At 37.7% G+C, this 24,620-nt stretch carries 32 protein-coding genes and 2 riboswitches; of the genes, 16 read left to right on the top strand and 16 right to left on the bottom strand.

Annotated features, from left to right (window positions below; translation table 11 throughout):
• Window positions 1–47: 47 nt before the first annotated feature.
• Window positions 48–611 carry a YpjP family protein gene (locus KGF86_RS02195; RefSeq protein WP_211741039.1) on the top strand — a complete coding sequence of 188 codons (564 nt, stop codon included), beginning with the start codon at window positions 48–50 and terminating at the stop codon, window positions 609–611.
• A gap of 41 nt (window positions 612–652) precedes the next feature.
• On the opposite strand, the gene KGF86_RS02190 is transcribed toward KGF86_RS02195, so the two are convergent.
• The 5 genes from KGF86_RS02190 to KGF86_RS02170 form a co-directional block, all read right to left on the bottom strand.
• Window positions 653–832: an H-type small acid-soluble spore protein gene (locus tag KGF86_RS02190; RefSeq protein ID WP_211741038.1), complete on the bottom strand. Its 180-nt coding sequence runs from the start codon at window positions 830–832 to the stop codon at window positions 653–655.
• 1 nt (window position 833) lies between these two features.
• On the bottom strand, window positions 834–1,031 hold the full coding sequence (locus KGF86_RS02185; protein ID WP_211741037.1) for a small, acid-soluble spore protein, H family: 198 nt from the start codon (window positions 1,029–1,031) through the stop codon (window positions 834–836).
• Window positions 1,032–1,338: 307 nt separating this feature from the next.
• The gene (locus KGF86_RS02180; protein WP_211741036.1) at window positions 1,339–2,481 is read right to left on the bottom strand and encodes a glycosyltransferase family 4 protein; all 1,143 of its coding nucleotides are present in this window, start codon (window positions 2,479–2,481) and stop codon (window positions 1,339–1,341) included.
• Between the two features lie 18 nt (window positions 2,482–2,499).
• On the bottom strand, window positions 2,500–3,048 hold the full coding sequence (locus KGF86_RS02175; protein WP_425516466.1) for a phosphatase PAP2 family protein: 549 nt from the start codon (window positions 3,046–3,048) through the stop codon (window positions 2,500–2,502).
• A 266-nt stretch (window positions 3,049–3,314) separates the two neighbouring features.
• On the bottom strand, window positions 3,315–3,719 hold the full coding sequence (locus KGF86_RS02170; RefSeq protein ID WP_186868105.1) for a hypothetical protein: 405 nt from the start codon (window positions 3,717–3,719) through the stop codon (window positions 3,315–3,317).
• Window positions 3,720–3,859: 140 nt separating this feature from the next.
• Here KGF86_RS02170 and KGF86_RS02165 point away from each other — a divergent pair, with 140 nt between their 5' ends.
• From KGF86_RS02165 to KGF86_RS02150, 4 genes are all read left to right on the top strand, one after another.
• The gene (locus KGF86_RS02165; RefSeq protein ID WP_186868104.1) at window positions 3,860–4,333 is read left to right on the top strand and encodes a GyrI-like domain-containing protein; all 474 of its coding nucleotides are present in this window, start codon (window positions 3,860–3,862) and stop codon (window positions 4,331–4,333) included.
• Between the two features lie 119 nt (window positions 4,334–4,452).
• Window positions 4,453–5,958, top strand: a complete 1,506-nt coding sequence (dacB, locus tag KGF86_RS02160; RefSeq protein WP_211741035.1) for a D-alanyl-D-alanine carboxypeptidase/D-alanyl-D-alanine endopeptidase — start codon at window positions 4,453–4,455, stop codon at window positions 5,956–5,958.
• Between the two features lie 168 nt (window positions 5,959–6,126).
• A complete protein-coding gene (locus tag KGF86_RS02155; protein WP_211741034.1) occupies window positions 6,127–7,827 on the top strand; it encodes a methyl-accepting chemotaxis protein in 1,701 nt (566 codons plus the stop codon).
• Window positions 7,828–8,053: 226 nt separating this feature from the next.
• Entirely contained in the window at window positions 8,054–8,608 is a 555-nt protein-coding gene (locus KGF86_RS02150; protein WP_211741033.1) for an NADPH-dependent FMN reductase, read from the top strand.
• A 77-nt stretch (window positions 8,609–8,685) separates the two neighbouring features.
• Here KGF86_RS02150 and KGF86_RS02145 read toward each other — a convergent pair whose 3' ends face one another.
• The 8 genes from KGF86_RS02145 to KGF86_RS02110 all read right to left on the bottom strand — a co-directional run bounded on the left by KGF86_RS02145 (window position 8,686) and on the right by KGF86_RS02110 (window position 14,246).
• Window positions 8,686–8,805 carry a DUF4023 domain-containing protein gene (locus KGF86_RS02145; RefSeq protein WP_186868100.1) on the bottom strand — a complete coding sequence of 40 codons (120 nt, stop codon included), beginning with the start codon at window positions 8,803–8,805 and terminating at the stop codon, window positions 8,686–8,688.
• Window positions 8,806–9,065: 260 nt separating this feature from the next.
• Window positions 9,066–10,313: a hemolysin family protein gene (locus tag KGF86_RS02140; protein WP_211741032.1), complete on the bottom strand. Its 1,248-nt coding sequence runs from the start codon at window positions 10,311–10,313 to the stop codon at window positions 9,066–9,068.
• A gap of 90 nt (window positions 10,314–10,403) precedes the next feature.
• Window positions 10,404–11,570, bottom strand: coding sequence for a TraB/GumN family protein (locus tag KGF86_RS02135; protein ID WP_186868098.1), 1,167 nt, complete (start codon window positions 11,568–11,570; stop codon window positions 10,404–10,406).
• A 324-nt stretch (window positions 11,571–11,894) separates the two neighbouring features.
• Complete coding sequence (locus tag KGF86_RS02130; RefSeq protein ID WP_186868097.1) at window positions 11,895–12,311, bottom strand: Spx/MgsR family RNA polymerase-binding regulatory protein; 417 nt, start codon at window positions 12,309–12,311, stop codon at window positions 11,895–11,897.
• A gap of 39 nt (window positions 12,312–12,350) precedes the next feature.
• Entirely contained in the window at window positions 12,351–12,638 is a 288-nt protein-coding gene (locus KGF86_RS02125; protein WP_186868096.1) for a hypothetical protein, read from the bottom strand.
• A 28-nt stretch (window positions 12,639–12,666) separates the two neighbouring features.
• Window positions 12,667–13,092, bottom strand: a complete 426-nt coding sequence (locus KGF86_RS02120; protein WP_186868095.1) for a YwnF family protein — start codon at window positions 13,090–13,092, stop codon at window positions 12,667–12,669.
• A gap of 19 nt (window positions 13,093–13,111) precedes the next feature.
• Complete coding sequence (locus KGF86_RS02115; protein WP_186868465.1) at window positions 13,112–13,783, bottom strand: zinc metallopeptidase; 672 nt, start codon at window positions 13,781–13,783, stop codon at window positions 13,112–13,114.
• Between the two features lie 310 nt (window positions 13,784–14,093).
• Window positions 14,094–14,246, bottom strand: coding sequence for a hypothetical protein (locus tag KGF86_RS02110; protein ID WP_211741031.1), 153 nt, complete (start codon window positions 14,244–14,246; stop codon window positions 14,094–14,096).
• Between the two features lie 217 nt (window positions 14,247–14,463).
• Window positions 14,464–14,570: riboswitch (TPP riboswitch) on the top strand.
• 82 nt (window positions 14,571–14,652) lie between these two features.
• Between KGF86_RS02110 and thiW the strand changes: the two genes are divergently transcribed.
• From thiW to thiE, 5 genes are all read left to right on the top strand, one after another.
• Entirely contained in the window at window positions 14,653–15,153 is a 501-nt protein-coding gene (thiW, locus tag KGF86_RS02105; protein ID WP_186868094.1) for an energy coupling factor transporter S component ThiW, read from the top strand.
• Between the two features lie 14 nt (window positions 15,154–15,167).
• A riboswitch (TPP riboswitch) is annotated at window positions 15,168–15,268 on the top strand.
• A gap of 63 nt (window positions 15,269–15,331) precedes the next feature.
• Window positions 15,332–16,021, top strand: coding sequence for a thiaminase II (gene tenA / locus KGF86_RS02100; protein ID WP_186868093.1), 690 nt, complete (start codon window positions 15,332–15,334; stop codon window positions 16,019–16,021).
• Window positions 16,018–16,839 carry a bifunctional hydroxymethylpyrimidine kinase/phosphomethylpyrimidine kinase gene (gene thiD / locus KGF86_RS02095; RefSeq protein WP_211741206.1) on the top strand — a complete coding sequence of 274 codons (822 nt, stop codon included), beginning with the start codon at window positions 16,018–16,020 and terminating at the stop codon, window positions 16,837–16,839. The genes tenA and thiD overlap by 4 nt, the downstream gene beginning before the upstream one ends.
• Complete coding sequence (thiM, locus tag KGF86_RS02090; RefSeq protein ID WP_211741030.1) at window positions 16,820–17,596, top strand: hydroxyethylthiazole kinase; 777 nt, start codon at window positions 16,820–16,822, stop codon at window positions 17,594–17,596. Before thiD ends, thiM begins: the two co-directional genes overlap by 20 nt.
• On the top strand, window positions 17,596–18,219 hold the full coding sequence (gene thiE, locus KGF86_RS02085) for a thiamine phosphate synthase (RefSeq protein WP_211741029.1): 624 nt from the start codon (window positions 17,596–17,598) through the stop codon (window positions 18,217–18,219). The genes thiM and thiE overlap by 1 nt, the downstream gene beginning before the upstream one ends.
• 72 nt (window positions 18,220–18,291) lie before the next feature.
• Here thiE and KGF86_RS02080 read toward each other — a convergent pair whose 3' ends face one another.
• On the bottom strand, window positions 18,292–19,653 hold the full coding sequence (locus KGF86_RS02080) for a sensor histidine kinase (protein ID WP_211741028.1): 1,362 nt from the start codon (window positions 19,651–19,653) through the stop codon (window positions 18,292–18,294).
• A complete protein-coding gene (locus KGF86_RS02075; protein WP_211741027.1) occupies window positions 19,646–20,320 on the bottom strand; it encodes a response regulator transcription factor in 675 nt (224 codons plus the stop codon). Before KGF86_RS02075 ends, KGF86_RS02080 begins: the two co-directional genes overlap by 8 nt.
• 155 nt (window positions 20,321–20,475) lie before the next feature.
• On the opposite strand from KGF86_RS02075, the gene KGF86_RS02070 reads away from it, so the two are divergent.
• Window positions 20,476–21,264, top strand: a complete 789-nt coding sequence (locus tag KGF86_RS02070; protein WP_211741026.1) for a CAP domain-containing protein — start codon at window positions 20,476–20,478, stop codon at window positions 21,262–21,264.
• A gap of 70 nt (window positions 21,265–21,334) precedes the next feature.
• Here KGF86_RS02070 and KGF86_RS02065 read toward each other — a convergent pair whose 3' ends face one another.
• The gene (locus KGF86_RS02065; protein WP_211741025.1) at window positions 21,335–22,084 is read right to left on the bottom strand and encodes a class I SAM-dependent methyltransferase; all 750 of its coding nucleotides are present in this window, start codon (window positions 22,082–22,084) and stop codon (window positions 21,335–21,337) included.
• 185 nt (window positions 22,085–22,269) lie between these two features.
• Here KGF86_RS02065 and KGF86_RS02060 point away from each other — a divergent pair, with 185 nt between their 5' ends.
• From KGF86_RS02060 to KGF86_RS02045, 5 genes are all read left to right on the top strand, one after another.
• Window positions 22,270–22,440, top strand: a complete 171-nt coding sequence (locus tag KGF86_RS02060) for a DUF4083 domain-containing protein (protein WP_211741024.1) — start codon at window positions 22,270–22,272, stop codon at window positions 22,438–22,440.
• Between the two features lie 141 nt (window positions 22,441–22,581).
• Window positions 22,582–22,698, top strand: a complete 117-nt coding sequence (locus tag KGF86_RS19640) for a putative holin-like toxin (protein ID WP_366480634.1) — start codon at window positions 22,582–22,584, stop codon at window positions 22,696–22,698.
• 309 nt (window positions 22,699–23,007) lie between these two features.
• Complete coding sequence (locus KGF86_RS02055; RefSeq protein WP_211741023.1) at window positions 23,008–23,385, top strand: nuclear transport factor 2 family protein; 378 nt, start codon at window positions 23,008–23,010, stop codon at window positions 23,383–23,385.
• A 10-nt stretch (window positions 23,386–23,395) separates the two neighbouring features.
• Entirely contained in the window at window positions 23,396–24,010 is a 615-nt protein-coding gene (locus KGF86_RS02050) for a hypothetical protein (RefSeq protein WP_211741022.1), read from the top strand.
• Window positions 24,003–24,485, top strand: coding sequence for a tetratricopeptide repeat protein (locus KGF86_RS02045; protein WP_211741021.1), 483 nt, complete (start codon window positions 24,003–24,005; stop codon window positions 24,483–24,485). Before KGF86_RS02050 ends, KGF86_RS02045 begins: the two co-directional genes overlap by 8 nt.
• Window positions 24,486–24,620: the final 135 nt, after the last annotated feature.

The following is a 24,620-nucleotide window of genomic DNA, read 5'->3' as shown; positions in this document are numbered from 1 at the left end:
AATATCATGCTAAACTTTTAAGTAAGGGAGAAAAGAGGGGAATAAAGATGAATCTGTGGATGAGAAAAATAGCCGTCGCATTAATCGCAATCGTAACATTTGGTTTATATACGCCTACTTATTTAATTGCGGACGAAGACAATAATGAAGTTGTTCGTCCAAAAGAGAATGATGGCAGTGCCATTCCTACTGAGATTCGCACGGAAATTGAAGAAGAAACAGATGTCATTAGCTCCTTAACGGAAAAGGCTAAAGAACAAAGTTTTGTAAAATTTGGACCTAAAATTTCCCAAAAAGTAGAAGATGAATTCACGCAGATCATTTTACCTAAGATGGAACAAGCATTAGAGACTATTCTTGCAAATGAAGATGCATCCTATCTTTCCATTACAGAACAGCCATCACAAGGCTATGGAGAAAGAATTTTTAATGTATACAATGAATTAACTAAGGAAGATGTCGCGAAATTCCACGTAAGACGTGACAACAGACCACAAGATGGGTACTGGTTTAACTTCCACTACCACTTAAAAGATGATAATTTTGAAGCACATCATCTATTAGGTGAAATATATTGGGATAAAAACACTCCACCAAAGTGGATGTCATAAGGTAAAACCTCCTAGATGTAGGAGGTTTTTTATTTTACATCTTATGGCAACTCATACAAATTAGTCAGTTGTACATCCATCTCGTTCTGTGGATCATCAAGTGGAAATATTCGTGCTGTATTATTTTCATTGACCTGCTGAATATACACCTGTTGGCCGTTATACCACACACGCTTCATATCTGGTGATTGTGCAATATCAGCTGCTCTCATCCGGTGCATCTTAATCCACCTCCAGTATAATAGGACCAGATTCGTTTAGTCCCGCCAGATCAACCTCTTGCTCATGATGAAGCGCATCAAGTGGAAAAACTTTCGCTTTATCATGATTCACTTCCTGAATATAAACGGGAATGCCATGATAATTCACATTTACAAATACATCAGATTGAATAATTTTTTCTGCTCGCTCATTATCCAACTGCCTCTCCTCCTATAGCTCCTTTGTCATTTATTTTTAACGTTTAAAACATGTACTATTCGAGGATTTATTGGGTTGATTTGATACATTTTTCCAGTTCCGTATATACCGAAAAATTATATAAAGCTTTGGAGCCACTTTCTCTTGATCTATATCAGAGTTAACACGTATTTACATGAAAGAATCAGCACATAATAAATAGACGAGCGCTATTCCCAAAATAGAAATCCGCTCGTCCGAAATGATGATAGATAATAATTCCATTGCTACTAAATTAAGCGACCATTAATGACTACTATATACTCTTTTACGCTAAAACGGCCAATTGCTTTTCATCAATAGCTTCTTCATAACCTTTTAATAGTGCTTCAAATATACTATCCCACGTTTGCGTTAATGCATACTCTCTGCCATTCAAACCCATTTCTCTTCTTTTTTTCCTGTCTAGTAACAGCTCTGTAATAGCCTTAGCAAATCCCTCTATATCTTTTTCTTCACATAACATGCCTGTTCTCTGATGCTTGACAATCGTCCGAACACCACCCGCATTAGCCACAATTGCTGGCGTCCCACTAGCTATCGCTTCTAGCACAACATTACCAAATGTTTCAGTTGGTGAAGGAAAAACAAACAAATCACTGGCAGCATAAACATGAGCAAGCACCTGACCAGATAAAAATCCGGTAAACGTCATCTTCTCAGGGGACTTTTTTCTTAATTCCTCTTGGTTCGGGCCATCACCTACTACTAGCCAGTGCACATCCTCTCTTACTCGTTCAGGTAATGAATTATATATTTCCGGAAGAAGCATAACATCCTTCTCTGGTGCAATCCTACCGACATATAAAAGGACATGCTTCTCTTTAATACCATATTTCCTTCGCATAGCTTCCCGGTCAAAATTAGGATGAAATGTAGAACAATCAATGCCTCTTGCCCAAATATCTAAATTCATAAAGCCGTGTTTTTTTAGGTTTTCCATCGTATCAACAGATGGTACATAAATTTTACGCATTGGTCGATGAAACCAGCGCATATAACGCCATAAAACCTTCGTTAAAAACTGCAAATCGTAATATTCCAGGTACTTATCAAAATCAGTATGATAGGATCCCACTAGAGGGATATTTAACTTTTTGGCGTAATGTAAGCCACATAACCCAACATTAAAAGGTGTGGCAACATGAATAATATCGGGTTTGAATTGGATAAGTTCTTCACGCACATGAAGCATATTCGGGAACGCAAATCGACATTCAGGATAAAGAAAAAGCGGGAGGCTTTTAAATCGATAAATATCACTAGAATACATACTTTGACTCGCACTTTTGGGGGCAAACACCTTATATTCCAGCCCTTTGTCACTTAAAAAGTCAGTAAACCGTTTTAATGTCTTTGCCACACCGTTCACATCTGGTGCAAAAGTATCCGTAAAAATTGCGATTTTCATGCTTTATCCTCCCCATTTCTATAAAGTAGTTATACTCGTTACCAACAAGTTAAAACAGATCACTCCGGAACTTATGCCAAGTAAACTTCCTACTAGGACATCAGAAGGGTAATGTAAACCAAGGTATACACGTGATATAGCTACTAGAAAAGCTATTGGAATTAAAGCTATAGAAAAGAGCGGAAACAGTAGAATAAATGGAGTTATAATAGAAAATATTGCTGTTGTATGGCCTGATGGAAATGAACAGTCTGTTAAAGGATTTTCCAACACACGACTATTTTGAAGAACTAAATAAGGCCTTTTACGTGGACACAGCTTTTTCACAAGCGCAACCGGAATGTGACTAATTGTTAATGATAAAGCACTAGCAATAGCCGTCATTTGTTCAACACCTGATGTAAATAAGATCAGTAACAATACGGTTAAAATTGTGAACGTTGCACCACCCATATGGGTTATTTTACGAAATATAGTATTAAGACGCTTATAATCGAAGTACTGATTGATATAATGAAATGATTTACAATCTAATGCATACATTTGGGAAAAGTATTTCACCACCAATAACCCACCTTCAGAATTAATAAGTAATATAAACTAAGATTGCAGAAAGAGAAACAAATACCTTGATAAGTAACTTCATCGTCTCACTCCCATCAATTGAGTAACTTCACCTCAAGTGTAAAGTAGTAAGATTAAGTAATTGCTAACTAAAAATGAATTTTCCGTAAATTTTAACCCGGTGCTATACATGGTTCAGCTTCAAATTTTGAACAAACGGAACGCAAATAAAAACTAGCCAGTATCTCTACTAGCTAGTTATTAAGTCATTATTGTTCACTTGAAAACGTCTCTTTAACAACAATTGTTTGGGTGATTCGTGTTTTCTTGTGTTCTTTAAAGTCTGCTTCCTCGACGAGCCCTAGTTTAATCGCGGAGTCAAGCTTATCCGTATCAGGTACCTTTGTTTCTATAATAAATTCTTGTAAATTCAGCTCTTCTAACTTCTCAATCGTACCATTATCGTCATAACTGGTTGCCGTTCTAATTTGACGCTGCAATTTATAATTCCCTCGCTGTATCTCACCTTTTGTTTGTTTTCCATAGGATGCATCAAGTACGCCATGAAACTTTTTCTTTAAGCCATTCATCTCGTTTTCAATCTCTTTTTTCTTCTGGTTAAGATCATAATATCGTTTCATATCCTCTTCCGTAATCGTTAGTACCTCTTCCATCTTATAACCCCCTAACATAGACTTTTATTCATTTCTATGTCACGAAAGAGCGTATCATTCCAAATAGGACGAGCTTTTTATGCATATTTAGAGGGTCGTCAGAATATGAATGGTGGATAAATATATGGAGGTGTACCGATTTGGGGCCAAAAATAATTAAGAAAAAATCATTTCAACTGATTGGATATTGCCTACCAACTCAACTTAGCGACGAAGAGGAAAGAAAAGCAATTCAACATACCGTCTCACGCCTTCAATCTATTTCCGACAAAATACCAAATAAAGTACGTGATGATGTATACGTCATTCATATTTATCCTTTGATGGAGCAGTTTAATCCTTTTCTAAATAAGGAACGCCTCATCATAGGGTATGAGGTTCAGCATATGGATGAGGCGCCAGATGATACAACGCTTTACACCATGGAAGAAAATATGTATGTTAATTGTAAGCATACAGGTACGAAAACAGATGTTTATAAAACGTATGATTTCCTCTACAATAATTGGCTACAGCAGAATCGATTCATTCCATTAGGATATGATATGGAAGTTTGGAAAGGTCAAAATGATTCCAATGTTGATATTTGTGTAGCAATCAATAAAATTTCCTAGATTCATCATGCATAGTTAACCTCCACCTCCTTTGGAAATACTTATAAGTATACTTTAGACCTAGGATAAGCCTATCCATTATTTCATATATATTTAAAAATGAACAAAGGAGTGGGGAAATGAATCAAACAAAGCTTTGTAAGCGAATACTTCTAAGTTTTTTAGTAGTATGCATGGTAAGTACTCTCTTTGTAATACAAAATCAAACACCATCAGCTAATAATGAGACTACCGAAGAAGTATCTTTACCAGATAAACTAAATCAGATTTTGAGTAATCCAGCATTAGATGGAACGACAACAGGGGTAAGCATTCGAAATGCAGATTCGGGAGAGCTATTATTTTCTTACTACGGAGATCACCGCTTACACCCTGCATCTAATATGAAAATTCTTACCACCATTGCCGCACTAGAAACCCTTGGACCAGATTATCGATTTACAACAGAAGTATTAACAGACGGATCTATTAAAGGAGCCGTACTTCAAGGGAATCTTTACTTAAAGGGAAAAGGGGACCCTACCTTACTCAAACACGATTTAGATCAATTTGCTGCTGATTTAAAAGCGAAAGGAATCAAGAATATTAAGGGCAACCTAATCGGAGATGACACTTGGTATGATGATGTAAGACTATCTCAAGATCTGAACTGGTCTGATGAACCTTTCTATACAGGTGCACAAATATCCGCCCTGACATTATCTCCTAATGAAGATTATGATGCATCGACCGTAATTGTAGAGGTCTATCCTGCTGAAGAAGTAGATGGAAAGCCCATCGTAAAACTAACACCCCATACAGACTACGTCAACATCATCAACAATGCGAAAACGGTAAGTTCAGATCATAGTAGAGCTATCTCCATCGAACGAGAACACGGAACCAATAACATTGTCATTAATGGCGTCATTCCGATTGATGGATCCATGGCTAGGTCCTGGGTATCGGTTTGGGAGCCTACTGGTTATGCAGTCGATGTTTTCAAGAAAGCATTAGAAGAGAACGGGATTTCGTTCGTCGGGAATGCTCAAACGACAACTGGAACAACACCAGAGGATGCTACATTGCTTACATCAAAAGAGTCGATGACTTTAGAAGACTTACTAATTCCCTTTATGAAGCTAAGTAATAACGGCCATGGTGAAACCTTGACGAAGGAAATGGGTAAAGTAGTTCATAATGAAGGTAGTTGGGATAAAGGGCTTTCTGTCATGGAAGAGGTATTAATACAATATGGCCTTAACCCTGATACTATCCTTTTACGTGATGGGTCCGGTATGTCCCATAAAAACTTAATCCCTGCAAACGAGCTATCCCAATTACTTTATGCAGTGCAAGAGGAAGATTGGTATACATCCTTTGAACGGTCATTACCGGTTGCTGGTAATTCAGAACGATTCGTTGGTGGTACACTTCGTTATCGGATGACCGATGGACCAGCAACGAACAATGTCAAAGCAAAGACAGGTTCCTTAACAGGAGTGTCTAGTTTATCTGGCTATGTCACAGCGAAAGACGGCCAGAAATTAATATTCTCGATTATGGTAAATAACTATTTAGGTTCCTCCAGTACTATAACAGCCATTGAGGATGCCATCGCAACCGAATTAGCAAATCACGAATAGGAATACCAAGCTACATATTATAGACTTCACTAAGTCTAATATGTAGCTTTTTTGTTCCTTTTTGGCCAATTTACTAAATTTAACAGTACCACTGTCGATATTAAAAGTAAGGGTATAGACATAGACAAAGATAGAGACAGAGACATACTAAACCGGGGGCGTAATTAGATGAAAAAAGGGATAACGAGACAACTTGGAGTAATTATTATTGGCGTATTTTTGATTTCCCTTATTATTACTTCTATATCAAACTATTGGGTAACCTATCAACATACGTATGAAGCTGCGGGAATTGAAGCAATAGGGTGTGCGAATATCACCACAGGTCTCATTAACACGAATGATGTGGAGGATATTCTGAATGGAAATAGTAATAAGGAAATCGATTTACAAGAATCCATCAATTGGACAGTCGATCATAAACATATTTTCGAAAACCAATATATTATTTCACTAGATGGAACCATTTTAGTCGCTGATAAACATTTTGAGAAACAAGGATTCCATGCTGGGGATAGCTTTTATCTAGATGAACAAGTAGTACAAACCATACTAGACACGAAGCAACCAGCATATTCTGAAATCTATCAAGCTGGAGGAATGAAACGATTAACTGGCTATGCACCAATCTTTAAAGACCATGACCCGAATAAAGAAATTATTGCCTTGAATGCTATTGATTTCAATGCGAGTATTGTTTCGGAGCGTACGTTAGACTCTGTAAAATCTAGTATTTTACTTGGTCTTATTCCATTGTTGATTGCGTGCATTTTCACGATTTTTATTATCGGTAGAAAAACAAAGCCGATCACTTCACTAATCGAATATGCTAAACAGATAGCTGCAGGTGATTTAACCGTTGAAAAGCTACGGGTGAAAAATAAAGATGAGATTGGGCTTTTAGCTGAAACATTGAACCAAATGGCTGACGACCTAAGACAAGTGATTATGGAATTTAATACTAGTGCAAAACATGTTGCGACTTCCGCTAAATCACTGGTAGGACATGTTGAACAAACAAATGAAGCTTCAGAAGAAATTGCAGCTACAATGGAAGAATTATCAGCTGGTGTCGATACACAAGTACAGACTATCGAAGAAACATCCGGCACCATCCAAGAAATGTCTAGTGGTATACAGCAAATCGCTACAAGCGCACATAATGTTTCTAATACTGCCCAAGAAGCTACAGAAAATGCAACTAGAGGGCAAGAGTCTATCTCTGTAGCCATTAAACAAATGAATGAAATTAAGCATACTGTAAATGGATTGTCTGAAGTTATTAAAGGTCTAGGAGAGCGCTCCAAGGAAATAAACCACATTATCGAGGTTATTACTGATATTGCCGAGCAAACAAATCTATTATCCTTAAATGCATCCATAGAGGCAGCAAGAGCAGGTGAACATGGACAAGGTTTTGCAGTTGTTGCAAATGAAGTGAAGAAATTAGCAGAGCAATCAGCCGACTCTTCATTACAGATCTCTCAATTAATTAATACGATACAAGTAGAGACGAGTACAGCCGTTAACACGATGAAAATGGCTTCTAATGAAGTGGAAACTGGTATAGGCGTTGTTACAGATGTAGGAAATTCATTCGAGCAAATGAACAGCTACATTCAAGACGTTAGCACAAAAATTCAGGATGTATCCCAAGCTGTACAACAAATGACAATTGGTGCTCAAGAAATAGTTGATTCCATGAACCATATTACGGAGATTTCAGAAGCAGCAGCAGTAAATTCCCAAGAGGTATCCGCAAAAACGGAAGAGCAAGTGGATCTGATGAAACAAGTCAATCAATCGATAGCTAATCTTTCCGATATTGCAGATGACTCCCAAATGACGATTAATAAATTTAAGATTTAATTTAGAGGTTGGGATATAGTATAAACACTTTATCCCCAACCTCTTTAACTGTAATTATAATTACTTTTTGTAACTAAATATCAAATTATTATTCTTTATAGTTGCAATCGATAAATAGACGTGATAAGATTATTAATGTTTAATTCAAATATATTGAATTAAAGATAAATAGTTTTCTATTATCGTTAATTCAACCTATAAACACAACTCAGAGGAGGAACTAATTATGTTAAAAATCGGTATTGTACTTGGTAGTGTTCGTGAAGGTCGTAACGGACAAGTAGTTGCAGACTGGACACTAGACTTCGCTAAAAATCGTAATGATGAAGGTGTAGAATATGAGTTAGTTGATCTAGCTGATTATGATCTAGCTTTCCTAGGCTCTAAAGCTGCACAAAAAGAAGAAGCTCAAGCTGCTGCAAAAGCTTGGTCTGAGAAAATGGCTTCTTTTGATGGTTACGTATTTATTGCACCTGAATACAACCATTCTGTTGGTGGTGCATTAAAGAACGCTCTTGATTACTTAAACCCTGAAGTAAACAATAAAGCTGCAGGATTTGTTGGATATGGTAGCCTTGGGGGTACTCGTGCCCATGAAAACCTACGTCTAATCTTAGGTGAGCTTCAAGTGGCTGACGTTCGTACAGCTGTTACATTCTCACTACTTTCTGACTTTGAAAACTTCTCTGTATTCAAACCAGCAGATTATCATGCAGACAATGCTAATGGCATGTTAGACCAAGTTATTGCTTGGAGCCGTGCATTAAAAACATTACGTTAAATGTTAATTTAACTAAAAGAGCCGTGGCGGTAAGTAAAATTATCAATCCACGGCTCTTTTTTATGTTTCTAGTTATTTTAATGACGTTTACTAGGTAAACGGTCGGAACGAGTACCCCCGCCTTGTCTTTTCCTGTTTAATTCATCTTTTCGCTTCCGTTCATTAAATTTGGCTACAAATGTGGATGTGTCTTCCATATCGACTCTCCTTTTTCCTATTTTTTATTTAGTATGCCCTAATTGGTAATAGCTTATGATAGGCTAATCACTTTACTGCTAATACATAAATTAACTATCCGCACTCTCCGTAATAGATTGATACTTGTTCCTATCGCCTATTACAACGAAAAGTCCCGAATCATGAGTTGATTCGGAACTTTATTATCTTACTACAAGAATAGATGGAATAAAGGCACATCTTATTCTACTTTCTTATTCACAATTAGTAGGGACGAGAATTACCCTTCCTCTACCTCAACGAAGTCATTTTTTACGATTTGGATTTGCTTTAATGTCCTTCCATCTACTTCTAATATTTTAAAAATAAGCTGATCTTTTTCTAAAATATCACCTTGCTTAGGAAATTGATTGAACTCTGTCAGTAAATAGCCGGATAATACGTCCTCTTCCTCAGGAATATCCGTATTGAAAATGGAGTTTAAGCGATGTAGCGTTATTTTACCATCACATATAATCTCTTTATCAGTAAGCTTCTCGATTAGCTTCTCACTTTCTAAGTCCATCTCATCCTCAATTTCCAGTCCTATCATCGCCTCGATAATATCTTCATGGGTTACGATACCTTCTGTTCCACCATATTCATCCAATACAATGGCTAGATGCTTTCTCTCTCTTGTCATTTGGCGAAATACCATTTCAATTGAATGGAACTCAAAGAATACCATTGGATTCATATCACAATAGGATTCTAACGTATTCCCCGGCTCTATCGACCAGGTTAATAAATATTTCGAATGGAATACACCAACAATATTATCTATTTCACCATCATACACTGGGTATCGTGTGAACTGATTTTCGATAACAATATCCCGTACTTCTTCATAAGTCGCATCAATCGGTACAGCGACAATATCTATACGAGGGGTTTTCATGACGTCCTTCACATTTAAGTCTTGGAAATCAAGCACACCTTTAATACGATAAGACTCTTCCTGTTTAAATGTACCTTCCGTTCCTGCAATATCAACCATCGCCCTTAACTCTTCCTTGGAAATGGAGACGTTGTCTTCATTCCCCTTAGACAATGACTTTATAATTAATCCGGTAAGGCTATTTAATAGAGTCGTGAATGGCTTGAACACGATGGTGAAAAAACGAATAACCGGATACACGATATATGCGATTCGGTCTGGGAATGTAGCAGCTACCGACTTTGGTATTACTTCTGAAAATATAATGATCGTAATCGTCAAAATAGCCGACGCTAAGCCCACATTAACTCCGTATTCTAATGCCACCATCGTTACTAAAGTAGGCAAAAGAATGTTAGCGATGTTATTCCCAATTAAAATCGTCGTAATAAATTCACTCGGTTTTGAAACTAAATTCAATAATTTCTCAGACTTTTTATCATTATTGCTTGCTTTTGTTTGTAGCTTCATTTTATTTGTTGCAGTAAGGGCAGTCTCACTCCCTGAAAAGAAAAAGGATACAAACAATAATACGATGATCGCAATGATCACTAGATCGTTCCCCCTTAAAAATTTACAATAACTATATATTATGGTTACTTATACTTTAATCTATTTAGAACAATGTTAGAAGAAAAGTGTCTATAGATTTTCTATAAACAATCGAATGACATCTGCTCCTCCTATAAATGTTCCGATTGAACTTCCAATGTTTGCAAAGATGACCACTAAAAGGACACGTGTTACTTTATTATTCCAAAATCCCTTTAAACTATGGACATCATTCGATAGATTTTCGAAATCCTGCACATTAGGTCTTTTAAAATATGCTTGGACAAATCCAGCAAACCAGCCTGCCGCTAGAAATGGCTCTAACGAGGTAATTGGAGCTGCAATAAATGCCGTGAGAACAGCGAGTGGATGCCCAAACGCAATTAGTGTTCCAAGTGCAGATAAGGAACCGTTCCACAGGATCCAGCTTACAATTTGCACCCATCCAGCTTGTTGATCTGTCATAAACGTAAGAACAATAAGCGTAATGATAAGTAATGGAATTGTCCATCCGATTATTTTGGGAATTTTCGATTTAGGAGGTAGCTGCGATAACGTTTTAAGGTCATGGTCCTGCTTGATTTGCTCCTTTATCCCAGGTACGTGTGCCGCACCTAGTACCGCAACAATTTTATCTCCTGGCGCTTCCTTAATCTTTTGAGCAAGATACTGGTCACGCTCATCTATGAGAGGCTTTTTTAATCTCGGAAAGCTCTCGGTAAATTCCTGTAGCATCGAATCGATCATATCCTGTGACTTCATCTTCTCCAGCTCTTCTTCCGATATGGTCTCTCTCGTAAAGATACTAGCAATGACTTGTGTTAAAAGCATCAGCTTTCCTTTTAACCCAATGCCACGCCAAATCCGTGAGAATGTCGTTTGGATATTTCGATCTGCTAATACAAGATTAGCATTTATCTCTTTTGCCGATTCAATACCTTGAATCATTTCTTGTCCAGGATTTATACCAAATTGGCTAGCCATCCGTTTTTGAAAAGAGGAAATAGCAAGGTTCATCAATAGTAGTGTTGTTTTTCTATCTTTAATAATTTGAAAAATATCTGTTTCTTTCCATTTATTCCCTTCTGTAATGGACTTATAACGTTGTTCGTCAAGTTCCACACAGACGGAATCTGGTTGTTCTAGTTCGATAACTTGTTTAACTTGTTCTGCGCTTGTTTTGGATACATGTGCTGTACCAATCAGAATAATCTCTTTTCCATTTATCTCTAAACGTGATATATTATCTTCTGACATAAAGTACCTTCCTTTATATATCTATATAAAATTAATAATAAACTAGTTTGCTAAAAATTTGAAATAAATTTATTGTGAACGAGAAAAAAGAGGTTGTGACAACCGTTTCAAGCAAAACATAATCCGCATCCTCGTTCGCACCACTTACTAGCTTCAGAAAAATACGATGTCTTCACTTTCAGCACCGGGAGGACAGTAATCTATTCAAGGAGATCTGTCTGTGACCCGCTAACTTCTACGTATATTCCTAAATAATATAGTGACTCTATCGGATTTTTACTAAAACATATAGTAAAGTCTCAACCTCTTCGTTCCATTTATTTATTATTTCACAATTTCTGTCATTGGAAGGTAATTCATTCTCCATTGAAGCCATTGACGTTCTCTAGTTTTTCTTGGTAAGAATTGTCTAATGTCATCGATATGGAATCCTACTTGAAGTCTCTTTTCATCTAACATGATAGGACTTCTAAGCAGTCTAGGATGTTTATGAATCAGAGTTAGTAATTCTTGAAGTGGAAGGGAATCAATATCCACATCGAGTTCTTTATAAACTTTAGATCGTGTTGAGATAATTTCTTCCGTTCCTTCTACCGTTCTGCTTAATATTTGCTGTAATTCTGGAACCGTTAATGGATCCTTTAATATATTTCGTTCAATATAATTAATATTATTTTTCCTAAACCATTCTTTTGCTTTTCTGGTTGATGAACATGCTGCACCATAAATCATGACAGTCATTTACCATTCCCCATTTCTACTATTTTTGAAAACTTTGTCTTACTTTTTAATGTGTTGTTTAAAGATTTCAATAAAATGCCTTGGAGATGATTTCAATGTATATGAAAATACACCACGAGTTGTATGTAAGTAAAGAAGGCCAGCTCCTTCACCTCCTATTTCTCGGTAAGAAATATCTAATACGTCCTTAATTGGAAACTCGCGATGTTTACTCTGGATTTTGTCCGTATATAGCTTCAGATAGCGTTTATGCTCCACATCAACTTGTGTTATACGGTCTACCTTTCGTTCAATCTTAAAATACTCTTGTTCCGCTAATAATGTCACGAAATCCCTCCAGGGTATATCATACTTACTACTCCATTAAACGATTTTCTTCTTCTAAAAACTTTATAAAATGATTCATCGCAAAGGCCGGCTGCTCCTTGACTCTGCGAATATAGCGATCCTTAACAGCACTTGCTATTACATCACTTTTATTGATACGCTTAATGATATAATCCTCACTCACTTTTAAAATTTCTTTCCTCTGATGCTTCGCTTCTTTTGATAGGGCAAAACCGAATGCTCCCATTACCGCATACAAAATAAGTGATACGGTTGTTCTCGTTTCCGGCATAACCACTAGCAAAAAGAATAAATTAATTAGCGAAAATACAATGAGAGGAAATGCCCAAAATGAATATTTCGATACTTTCTTGATGAAAGGAGAAATCGTTTCGTTTAATTTATCCACTTCTTTTTTTATAAAGCTCGGCATATCTGTTACAGGTAAGTTCATTAAAAATCCCACCTTTTCATTAATTTTGTCTTCCTCTAAAAATCATGATGTATTTTATAAGCTCTAAGACAGCAATCAAGGTACTTGCTACATACGTTAATGCAGCAGCGTTCAACACTTTACTAACGCCTCGTTCCTCTTGATTCGCAATCATACCTAATTCTATTAGTTTATTCTTAGCACGCCTTGAGGCATCAAATTCTACTGGTAATGTAACAATCTGAAATAGTACAGCTGCTGAGAATAGGATAATCCCAATTCCTATCAACATACTACCCTGGGTAAATATAAACCCAGCAATTAAAAGAAATGGTGCAAGCTGTGACCCTATATTTGCAAACGGGACAAGTTTATGTCGCAGTACTAACATCGAATAATGATTCGCATGTTGAATTGCGTGACCGACTTCATGTGCGGCAACAGAAAGGGATGCAATTGAATTCCCTCGATAAACCGGTTCCGATAATCGAATTACTTTAGCAGTTGGATCATAGTGATCGGAAAGTGTTCCTCGTTTAGAGAGTTCTATTCTTACATCAGAAAGCCCCTCACTGTCTAGTATTCTTCTCGCAACCTCTACACCTGTCATGTTAGAGGAGGCCTTTATTTTGGAACCCTTTTTAAAATTTCCTTGTACACTAGATTGCGCCCATAGCGCAAGCCCAAATGCAATGAGTATTAGAAAATCCATTGGATGAAATAAAAACACGACAATTCCCCCTAGATGTGTCTCTTTTTTCTATAAGACTTGCCAATATCATCCCAGATTTATACTTATTAGAATTGTTTTTCAATATATATACGAAATAAGTTTGTGTTTTGTTGCACAAATAAGAAAAAATTTATTTCTTCTGGGTGTATCATTAGTATAAAAAACAAATATGAACTGAATATGAACTAAAAAAAATTATTTAATCCTATAATTTCGATACACTTTCTCCGTTACCTTTTTCGGATGGTTTAACCTGATAAGGGTAATATAGCCTTTCTCTATTACCTTTTTATTCTCGTTCAGCTGGAAAAGGGCAGCGATAATCTCCATCTGTCACCTTTTCCAGCTTCTTCTGCCAAAAAAGGGCGCTGACACCTTCCCTCTGTTTACCTTTTCCTTCTCCTTCTGCTAAAAAAGGGCGCCGATAGCCTCCCTCTGTCACCTTTTCCAGCTTCTTCTACCAAAAAAGGGCAGCGATAGCCTCCCTCTGTTAGACTTTTACTCTCTTTCACCAAAACGATAACCTCCCGCTACTACAGTAGTTATACCTTGCATGCTCCATCGTTTAACTCCATCTTCTCTACACCTAAAAACAAGTACCACAGTGACAAATGCTTTTTCATTTGATATGATAATAGTGATTCATGACAAATGAATAGTAAAACTACTAGGGGCGCTCTAATGTGGGCTGAGAGGAATAGATTTTTCCGACCCTTATGGACCTGATCTGGTTAGTACCAGCGGAGGGAAGTAGTACGACAATTAGTCAATCTATTAATCTCAATCAATTAAGCTAGGTCCTTCTATGGGTCTGGCTTTTTTTGTGTCCCTTGCAGAAAGGAGGAACGATGAATAAAACTCGTCTCATTACAACGATGGCTGTCTTGATAGCTATTGGGACCGTTACTGCTCAGCTTATTTGGTTTCCAGCAGGGGTAGCACGAGCCTACCCTATGCAGCATGCAATAAATGTTCTTACAGGTGTCCTTCTTGGACCAGGTCCAGCAGTGATTGTCGCTTTTATGATTGGCCTGCTTCGTAATGTTCTCGGACTCGGTACCATACTCGCCTTTCCAGGTGGTATGATTGGTGCCTTTTTAGCTGGCTACTTATATAAAAGGTCAGGAAGAATAGGCTTGGCAGTTATCGGGGAAGGAGTCGGAAGTGGGGTAATCGGAGCATTGGCTTCCGTCCCTTTAGCCTACCTATTTATGGGAAATGCTACTGGCGCTTTTGCCTTTATGCCCGCGTTTCTTGTAAGTAGTTTACCAGGGGCTATACTCGGTTGGTTCGTTGTATCTCACATTACTAAGCTAGAAAATGTAGGCTCTATTCATTTGAAAAGGTAAATTAACTAAACACTGAAAACTACTAGGGGCGCTTTTGCTGAGATAAGGTATATCCTTTGTCCCTTAATAACCTGATCTAGGTAATGCTAGCGAAGGGAAGTAGTTGAGGCCGCATATATCCCTCACATATCTACGGTACTCTCCTAGTAGCTTTCACATTCTAAGGAGGAGTTTATCCATGTTATTCACAGAATCATTACGAGAAGAAAACAATGATATATTTCAACTTATTTTTGACCATCCCTTTGTTAAAGGAATTGGAGAGGGCGATATCTCAAAGGAAGCAATCGCTCATTATATTAAGGCAGACTTCGAGTACCTTAATGCATTCATGAAAATTTATGGGTTAGCTGCGTCTAAATCCTCTAGCAGGGATGATATACGATATTTCTTCAATAAAATGGAGTTTATATTAAAGGATGAGATTCATCCGCATCATAATTTTTGTGAGTACATTGGTGTTCCTTATGAGTCTCTCCAAGGACACCCACTACCACCGACTGCCGACCATTATATAAAACATATGCTGTACCATGCACATACCGGTTCTATGGGCGAAATATTAGGGGCCTTACTACCTTGCCCATGGACCTATTTAGAAATTGGCGACGAATTAATGAAGAGGTATCAGCCAACACCAGATCATCCTTTTTATCAATGGATTACCTTTTATAGTGATGCTCGTACGAGGAGTACCACAACAGAAATGCGTGAACGATTAGATAACCTTGCCAAAGAGGCGTCTCCTTCTGAAAAGAACCGCATACGTGATGCCTTTCGTAAAAGCTGTGAACTTGAATTAGCGTTTTGGGAAATGGCTTATACATGCGAAGAATGGCCATCAGGAAAGGTAGTGAAGCGGATATGACCCAAGTCCCATGTGCACTAACTATCGCAGGAACCGATCCAAGTGGGGGTGCAGGTATCCATGCTGATTTGAAAACATTTCAAGAACTGCAGAGCTATGGAATGTCCGTCATTACCTCGGTTGTTGCCCAAAACACAACTGGCGTGCAAGCGATCCACCATATTCCATTGGATATGATTGAACAACAGCTCGAATCTGTGATATCTGATATGCCTATTCACGCCTTTAAGACTGGTATGCTTGCTACTGTCGATATGATGAGAATCATTGCCAATCAAATTAGCAACCTCGATGCTCCTTATGTTATGGATCCTGTTATGGTTGCAACAAGTGGAGATACTCTAATTGAAAGCACTGCACGAGATTTTTTAAGAGAACAACTACTACCATTAACATCTGTCGTCACACCAAATATACCAGAGGCAGAATATTTAACTGGAGAGAAAATTACTTCTCTAGAAGACATGAAAAAAGCCGCTACAATTATTGTTCATGAGTTAGGTGCTAAAGCCGCATTAATAAAAGGTGGGCATTTACAAGAGGAAGCAATTGATTTTCTGCACGATGGAGAGCGTTTCTATTCCTTTGCTGTAGACCGAATACCTAGCAAAAACACGCATGGCACAGGGTGTACGTATTCGGCAGCCATTACTGCCTATTTAAGCAAAGGGGATTCCTTAGTTACTGCGGTTGAAAAAGCAAAACAATTTGTCACGCTAGCTATCAAGCACGCATCTAATCTAGGAGCTGGTATTGGTCCTACTAATCACTGGGGCATACGAGAGGAGAAAAGCCGCCATGAACATGCAAATAATTGATACTGTAAGAAAAAATACACCTTTAATTCACCATCTAACAAATCAAGTCGTAATGAATTTCACTGCCAATGGACTATTGTCATTTGGTGGGGCACCAATCATGGCAAAGGCTGAAGAAGAAGCCGCTGCAATGGCTACGCTTGCTGATGGTGTGTTATTGAATATCGGGACACTTTCTGCAAATGATTTACAGGCCATGATTGCTGCTGGAAAAGCAGCTAATCAAAAAGGGGTTCCCGTCGTACTTGATCCAGTTGGAGTAGCTGCAACTCCTTATCGTTCTAATGCAGTAAAACAACTATTGGAAGAAGTGCAGCCAACTGTTATTAAAGGAAACGCTGGGGAGCTTGCTCATCTAGTTAATGTCTCTTGGCAGACAAAAGGTGTCGATTCGTTTGGTGACGGAAACATAGAGGAAATAGCGAAAAAGGTTGCCAAAACATATCAGACAACGGCTGTACTAACTGGGAAACGCGATGTCATTAGTACAGAAGAATCGATTACCATAAATGAAACCGGGCACCCATTACTAGCGAAAGTAACCGGAGCAGGCTGCTTATTAGGTTCGATTATAGCTGCCTGTTTAACAACAGATGACTCTCCTTACGAGCAAGCAGAAACTGCAGTAGCCTTTTATGGATTAGCAGCGGAATACACTGCATCGCAAGAACAGGTGAAAGCATCTGGAACCTTCATTCCTCATTTTATTGATGCGTTATCGATGGATGTCACAGCGCTTAAAGGAGAATCACTGTAATGCCTACTATGAATAAACAGATCTTGCGAAAATATTTTATAATGGGTAGTCAAGATTGTACTAGAGACCCTGTAGAAATCCTAGAAATAGCAGCAGAAAGTGGTATTACGGCTTTTCAATATCGGGAAAAGGGGTACGGTTCGTTAAAAGGAAAGGAAAAGTTAGAGCTTGGGAAAAAATTAAGAGCAGTTTGCAAAAGATTTCATATCCCATTCTTTATCAATGACGATATAGAATTGGCAAATGCTCTAGATGTCGATGGAATACATGTTGGTCAAGATGATCAGCCTGTAGAGAAGGTTCGAGAAGAATTTCCGCATTTACTTATTGGCCTTTCGGTTTCTAATTGGAATGAACTAAATAATAGCCCTATTCATTTAGTGGATTATATTGGGGCTGGGCCAATATATCCTACTTCAACAAAAACAGATGCCAAAGCTGCAGTTGGTGTTGCATGGATTAAAGCGATACGTCATCAATATCCTGACCTTCCTATAGTTGGGATTGGCGGAATCCAGATAGACACTGCTGCCTATGTTATGGAGGCTGGCGCTGATGGAGTGGCCGTTATTTCTGCCATTACCCAAGCAGCTAACATTCCGTCTTCCGTAGAGAAACTATAGAGTATTATAACTGTAAAAGATGGTTCCATTCTAAACAGATGTTTGGAATGGAACCATTTCTTATGCCTTATTCTAATGACTTATTGGGATGTGTACGGTAAAAGTAGATCCTTTTCCTTCTTCACTCTTCACACTGATACTGAACTTATGGATGGATAAAATTTTCTTTACGATGGATAAGCCTAATCCATTCCCCTCTACCGACCGATTTCTTGAACGGTCCACCTTGTAAAAGCGAGCAAACAGATTCGGGATGGCTTCTTTTGGTATTCCAATACCATAATCTCTTACCCTAACCGTTATTTTGCCACCAATAATCTGTATAGCAATTTGGATTACGCCGTTTTCATCCGTATATTTAATCGCATTGGTAATCAAATTAAGCCACACTTGTTCCATTAAGTCTTTATCAGCAAAAATTTCCACCGGCTCTAAATCTAATTGGATATCAATATATTTCTTCGTCCATTGCGGTTCTGTCGTTAGTACCGAGTTTCGTATTTGCTCATCTAAGCGATAGGAAACAGGGTTATAAGGATGGTGCTCGGAATCTAAAGATGCAATTCGTAAGAGATTATCACTTAAGCGAGACATCCTTTCGATTTCTTGGTAAATAATCGTTAAATATTCTTTTTGATTTTCCTGTGGTACCACATCATCCATTATTGCTTTGGTGAACCCTTTTATAGATGTTAGTGGAGATTGGATTTCATGTGATACATTGCTTACAAAATCAGCTCGCATCGTATCGATTTTTTCTAGCTCTCCAGTCATGTGATTAAAGCTATCAATTAGCTCGCCAACCTCATCTTGATGCTTACCCCGCTTTTTATCTACTCGTACAGAAAAGTCACCCTTAGCAATTTGTCGAGCAGCAATGGTTAATTTACGAATTGGATTAACCAAATATCTCGAAGCTAGGAATATTAATAAACTTCCGACCAATAACACTAATAATAGCGATATAAAAATTCCCTGCTTCATATCCTCAAATTCATCTTCATAATCAATTCTGGTAATTAGTGCGTAGGGTTCTCCTGAAACATATATCGGAACACCGACAATCCTCGCAGACTTATTGTTCTTATCGAGTAATACTACTGGGTCATCAAAGGAATGCCTTAAAATTTCCTCTACGTCCTCCATACGAACCGGAATGGAGTATCCTTCTTCCTTCTTAAAAAAGATATCCTCCCCATTGGTAATTAAGACTTCAAATTCGATGTCATCAAATTTATCCATTAATTCTGGGATACTCTCTGGCCCAGTCATTTGAATAACTTCGGCTAGACCGATAGATATTTTGGACAATTCTTCTTTAAAGATGACTTCTTGATTTAAGGAATATGGTGTTAGCACATAGGACAGACAAATACTAACAATCACAACAGATATAAATGTACCAACGATCTTTAGATACAAGCTCCTAACCATGAATTGCCTCCAAACGATAGCCAAGACCTCTTACGGTGGTTATCGTGATATCTTGAAAGTGTTCTAGTTGCTCTCTTAACCGTTTAATATGAACATCAACGGTTCTTTCATCCCCCTCATAATCAAAGCCCCAGATTTTCTCAATTAATTGATTTCTAGTGAAAATCTTTCCTGGAGAACTAGCTAGGACCGCTAATAATTCGCATTCTTTTCTTTTTAAAGTAACCGTCTCTTCTTCCGTTTGAACGACTAATTTCTCTTTATCAATAAGGGTGTTCCCTACTTTAACAATATTTTCATTGGTTAGATTATAACGCTTTAATAAGGCTTCTATTCGCAGGATTAATTCGACTGGATCAAATGGCTTCACTAAGTAATCATCGGTTCCTGCACGAAAGCCTTTTACTTTATCCTGTGATTCTCCTTTTGCTGTCACCATCAGGATAGGAATGTCTAAATAAGAACGAATGTCTTCTGTAAGTTCATACCCATCCACCTTAGGCATCATAACATCGACAATAGCTAAGTCAATTTTATGCTTCCCTAACAAGTTAATGGCTTCTTCTCCATCCTCTGCTTCCACTACACCATAACTACTATTTTCCAAATATAATCGAATTAATTTTCGAATATGTGCATCGTCATCCACAACAAGAATCGTATTCATCTAGTATTCACTTCCTATAGTATTTACTATTTTTAGTTTAGCACCAGTAATAGGTACCGTAAATCTCCAACACGTTCAAAAAAAGCCAAATTCGTATCAATATTTTTCCATAGATGACTAATACTATGAGAAACATGAAAAAGGAGTGATATATTATGAAAGGAAACTTAGTTAAACTTTTGATTGGAATCCTAATACTGTTCGTGCTTGCTGCATGTAATACTGATAACGCCAATAATGAAAACCATGAAAATCCTAATATCTCTAGTATAAGCACCGATCAAACTAGTAGTGAGTATCCACATACACAACCAATCAAAACACAAGATGCAAAGTATGAGGCTCGCGAAGCACCACAACAAGATCAAAACTTACCAGATGGAGACCAAGTTCCGAATACAAACAATATAACAGCGAGAACTCCAGCTCCACAGGGACCACAACAACCACAAGACAGGCAAGAATTCCAGCAAGCACCGCAACAGAATCAACAGCCACAGCGTGGTCAAGAACAACGACAAGAGGGGCAACAAGCACCAGAGCAGCAAACAACGGAGAATCATGGGTTAAGTAAATTTGAAAGCGATGTTGTCGCTTTAACGAATAGAGAAAGAAGACAAGCTGGGTTAAATGCCTTAAAGATTGATACAAGTCTAAGTCAAGTTGCTCGTCAGAAGTCGACTGACATGCAGCAACAAAATTATTTCTCGCATACTAGTCCTACTTATGGCTCCCCGTTTGATATGATGCGTGACTTCGGTATTACGTATCGTTCTGCAGGTGAAAATATAGCCAAAGGTCAAACGTCACCAGAAGAAGTAGTCCAAGCATGGATGAACAGCCAAGGCCATCGCGAGAACATTTTAAACGCTAACTTTACCCACATCGGTGTTGGCTATGAACAGAATGGAAACCACTGGACACAGATGTTTATAACAAAATAGTTAAAAGGTGTCACGAACGTATCGTGGCACCTTTTTTTGATCTGATTTGTATTATTTCGTTTATCCCAAACTATTTCTTCCTAGCCTTGATTATAAACGTCGCTGGAATTAGCTTCGCCTTGTCGACCGAATACCACCGGTGATCATTACCTTCCGTTGCTACATTGGGTAATACGACATCATCGATTACTTTCTCTATTTCAAACCCAACCGTAACAAGTGAATTTATGTAAGTACTTAACTTTCGATGTGGTATGATTACCGTATTATTCCATGCTTCATTGTACTCGGGACCCTCTTGTAAGTAAGACTTATCTAGTATAAATGAATCGTCTACTCGTTTTATTCGGTCATGCATCGGATGCTCCCAGCTAAAAATGAATATTCCACCAGGCTTTAAATATCGATGGATATGTGTCAATGTTTTCTCTAATTCAACCGTCCACCCTAAAGCATAGATAGAATACGCTATATCAAAGTAATCCTGAGGTAGTCCGGGATTTTCTTCCATAGGGGATTCATATAACTTTACTAACGCTCGCTGTTCTTGGAGTAATTCTTGAGCAGTTTCAATTTGCTTCTTCGTTAGATCTAATCCCCATAACTCCTTAGCCCCATTATTCCCCATATACTGCAGAGAATGTCCGCTTCCACAGCCAATATCAAGCACTTTCTTATTGGCAACCTCTCCAAACAGATGTAAATCATTCTCGGTTGGTGCAAATGGGCCTAATTCCGGTAGTGCAGTTCGGCCAAAAAAACGCTCAGCCGATTGCTCCCAACCTGTTTTATTTAACTGTAATATTTCTTCCGTTTTCATACCCCTCATCTCCCTTTTTAATGCTTGTAGATAAAAGCATACCAAACTATAATAATTAAGAAAATAAAAATTTTTTCGAAACTAATTCTACTTTCCTTCGTAAGGACATTATCAAGCCTGATACAATCTTTGAAAAAAAGAAATGATACAATAAAGATAGGAAATCAATGCAAGGAGGAATAATCATGGATGGCTTCCATATAGGGGATATGATTTTTCAATTAGCCTTTATTGCTTTCATTATACTTACCTCGATGGTACTTATTATTTTTTTTCGTTCTTCCAGAAAGCGTAAGAAGCAACTAAATCAACTTGCAGAAAAAGTAGACGCACTTCAATCCAAATTAGAAAAATAGGTCATTATAACTATTCCTATCCTTATGACTATCGGATGATTACCAATTGCATTGTTTAGGCTACAATAAATATAAGCATGGTGAGTCGTTAGGGTGGGACCTTCACTTCCCTCTGGATCCATTTTATCGGTGAAAGGGGGGATGCCTTTGGATATCGTAATATCTATATTGATGTTACTCATCGCAGCGGGGTCTTTTTTGATATCGTTGCTGGAGTTTATAAGGCGGTTGATTGACGACAAGATTAACAATAAGTGAACCCCCACCCGTGACGGCTAAATCACTTTAGGGTGAGGGTTCTTTTGTTCATTTTTTCAATTGTTAGATGTTCAGAGGGAACTCCCCCCGAAACTTCTTAACCATGTGCGGGCCGGGGATGATCGGTAACATCCTCGGTTCATATTATGCTAATTTGGCTATTATTATACATCTTACCTCTTTATCTGTCTACAGCCCTCACCAACTATATCCCCCAATCATTTCATAAAAACATTTGTTCTCTCCATATTCATTTATCAGAATATTTATGATAAGCTAAATAAAAATACGAATAGGAGAACAAATATGATGTCATTAGAAAATACATTAACCAACTATTACAATAGCTGGAACGAAGGTTTCTCATCAAAGGATGACGCCAAAATAAGAAGCTATATGTCTGAACGATTTGTTGGTATTTTCGGCTATTCATCGATAGAAATGCCTGAAGAATATCATTACAACTACGATATTAAAGCTGTGTTAAATCAATACAATGACCAAACTAGAAAAGAATTTGAGATCATATCCACTATGGAAAGAAGAAACGGAGAGAACTATGTGATAGTTGGTCTAGAAACGAGCTACATAGACGGGACTCCCCATCGTGCACAATGTATGTATATCTGGGAGCGAGAGAATAAGGAATGGAAATTACTGCGAGAGTTTATCGAAATAGAACAGTAGGAGGAAAGGCATGAAATACATAGTAAGAATGATTATTATTACCTTCTTCATGGTACTTTTAGCCGCTTGTAATGAGAATTCTAATGAAGCAATGGTTACAATTAAAAAAAGTTCAAACGCTAACAATATGGAAGCCATTAAAGAACTACATTTAGGGACTTTATATGAATATGAGTATGAATGGAAACAAGCAAAAGAAACTTGGATTAAAATGTGGGCCGAAGCTTATCAAGACGGTGTAAAGGTAGAGCCTAATTTGGCAGAATTGAATTACGGACGAGAACCAAATGAAGATGTTGTTAAGGAACCACTTGGATTTGGCATCATCGAAACGGACGATGAAGCCTTTATCATGCTATATACTGGGAGTATTAAACAAGGCCCTCAGAAAATTACGTTAGAAAACTTCAAAAATGTTATGGCCAGTGCATGGGATGAAGCTTTTCAAGAAAAGTTAACGATGGAACTAGGCGAAACGAAAATCATCGGTGCTTATCGTGATACCTCAAATAATACATTACGAGCAGGGTACAACTTACAAGACGAACATGAGATTAAGCAGATGATCGAAACCTATGACACTGTAATATTGTTTAAGATGAAAGTAGTGGAAAAAATTGAATAAACTCACTCATGCTATTGCATTAAGAAAACAAGAGAAATATCGTGAATCCAATCAACTATTACTTGAAATATGGGAAGAAAATCGAAACGACCCAGAAATTAATTACCAATGTGCCTGGAGTTTTGATGTATTAGGAGAAGAATCTAAAGCTGTTCCTTATTACGAGAAAGCTATTGAGCTAGGCTTATCTGGAAAAAATTTAGAGGGCGCTTTGCTAGGCTTAGGAAGTACTTACCGTACACTAGGTAACTACTATCAATCAAAGCGAGTCTTTGAAAAAGGAAAGGAACTTTTTCCGAACAACCGAGCATTTGATGTGTTTTTTGCCATGACACTATACAACTTAAACCAACATGATCAGGCAATGGGGTATTTACTTACCTGCTTATTAGATACTACCACCAATACAGACATTAAAAATTATGAACAGGCAATCCGTTTTTATGCAGATAAGTTAGATCAAGTATGGACATGAAGGAAGGGGACTGGATGTATGATACCAGTTCCTTATTTCTTAATCCTTTTACCCCGCTTGATTACTTAGAAGAATCTCGGACGTTTACTTTTATATCTGCCAGAAAATATAGAATATACTTTTAGATAGGGAGTC

The organism is Ornithinibacillus massiliensis, from assembly GCF_018310345.1.
Lineage (GTDB): Bacteria > Bacillota > Bacilli > Bacillales > Amphibacillaceae > Ornithinibacillus > Ornithinibacillus massiliensis.
Note: the sequence above shows the minus strand (reverse complement) of the source record. Positions and strands in the feature narration are given on the sequence as shown.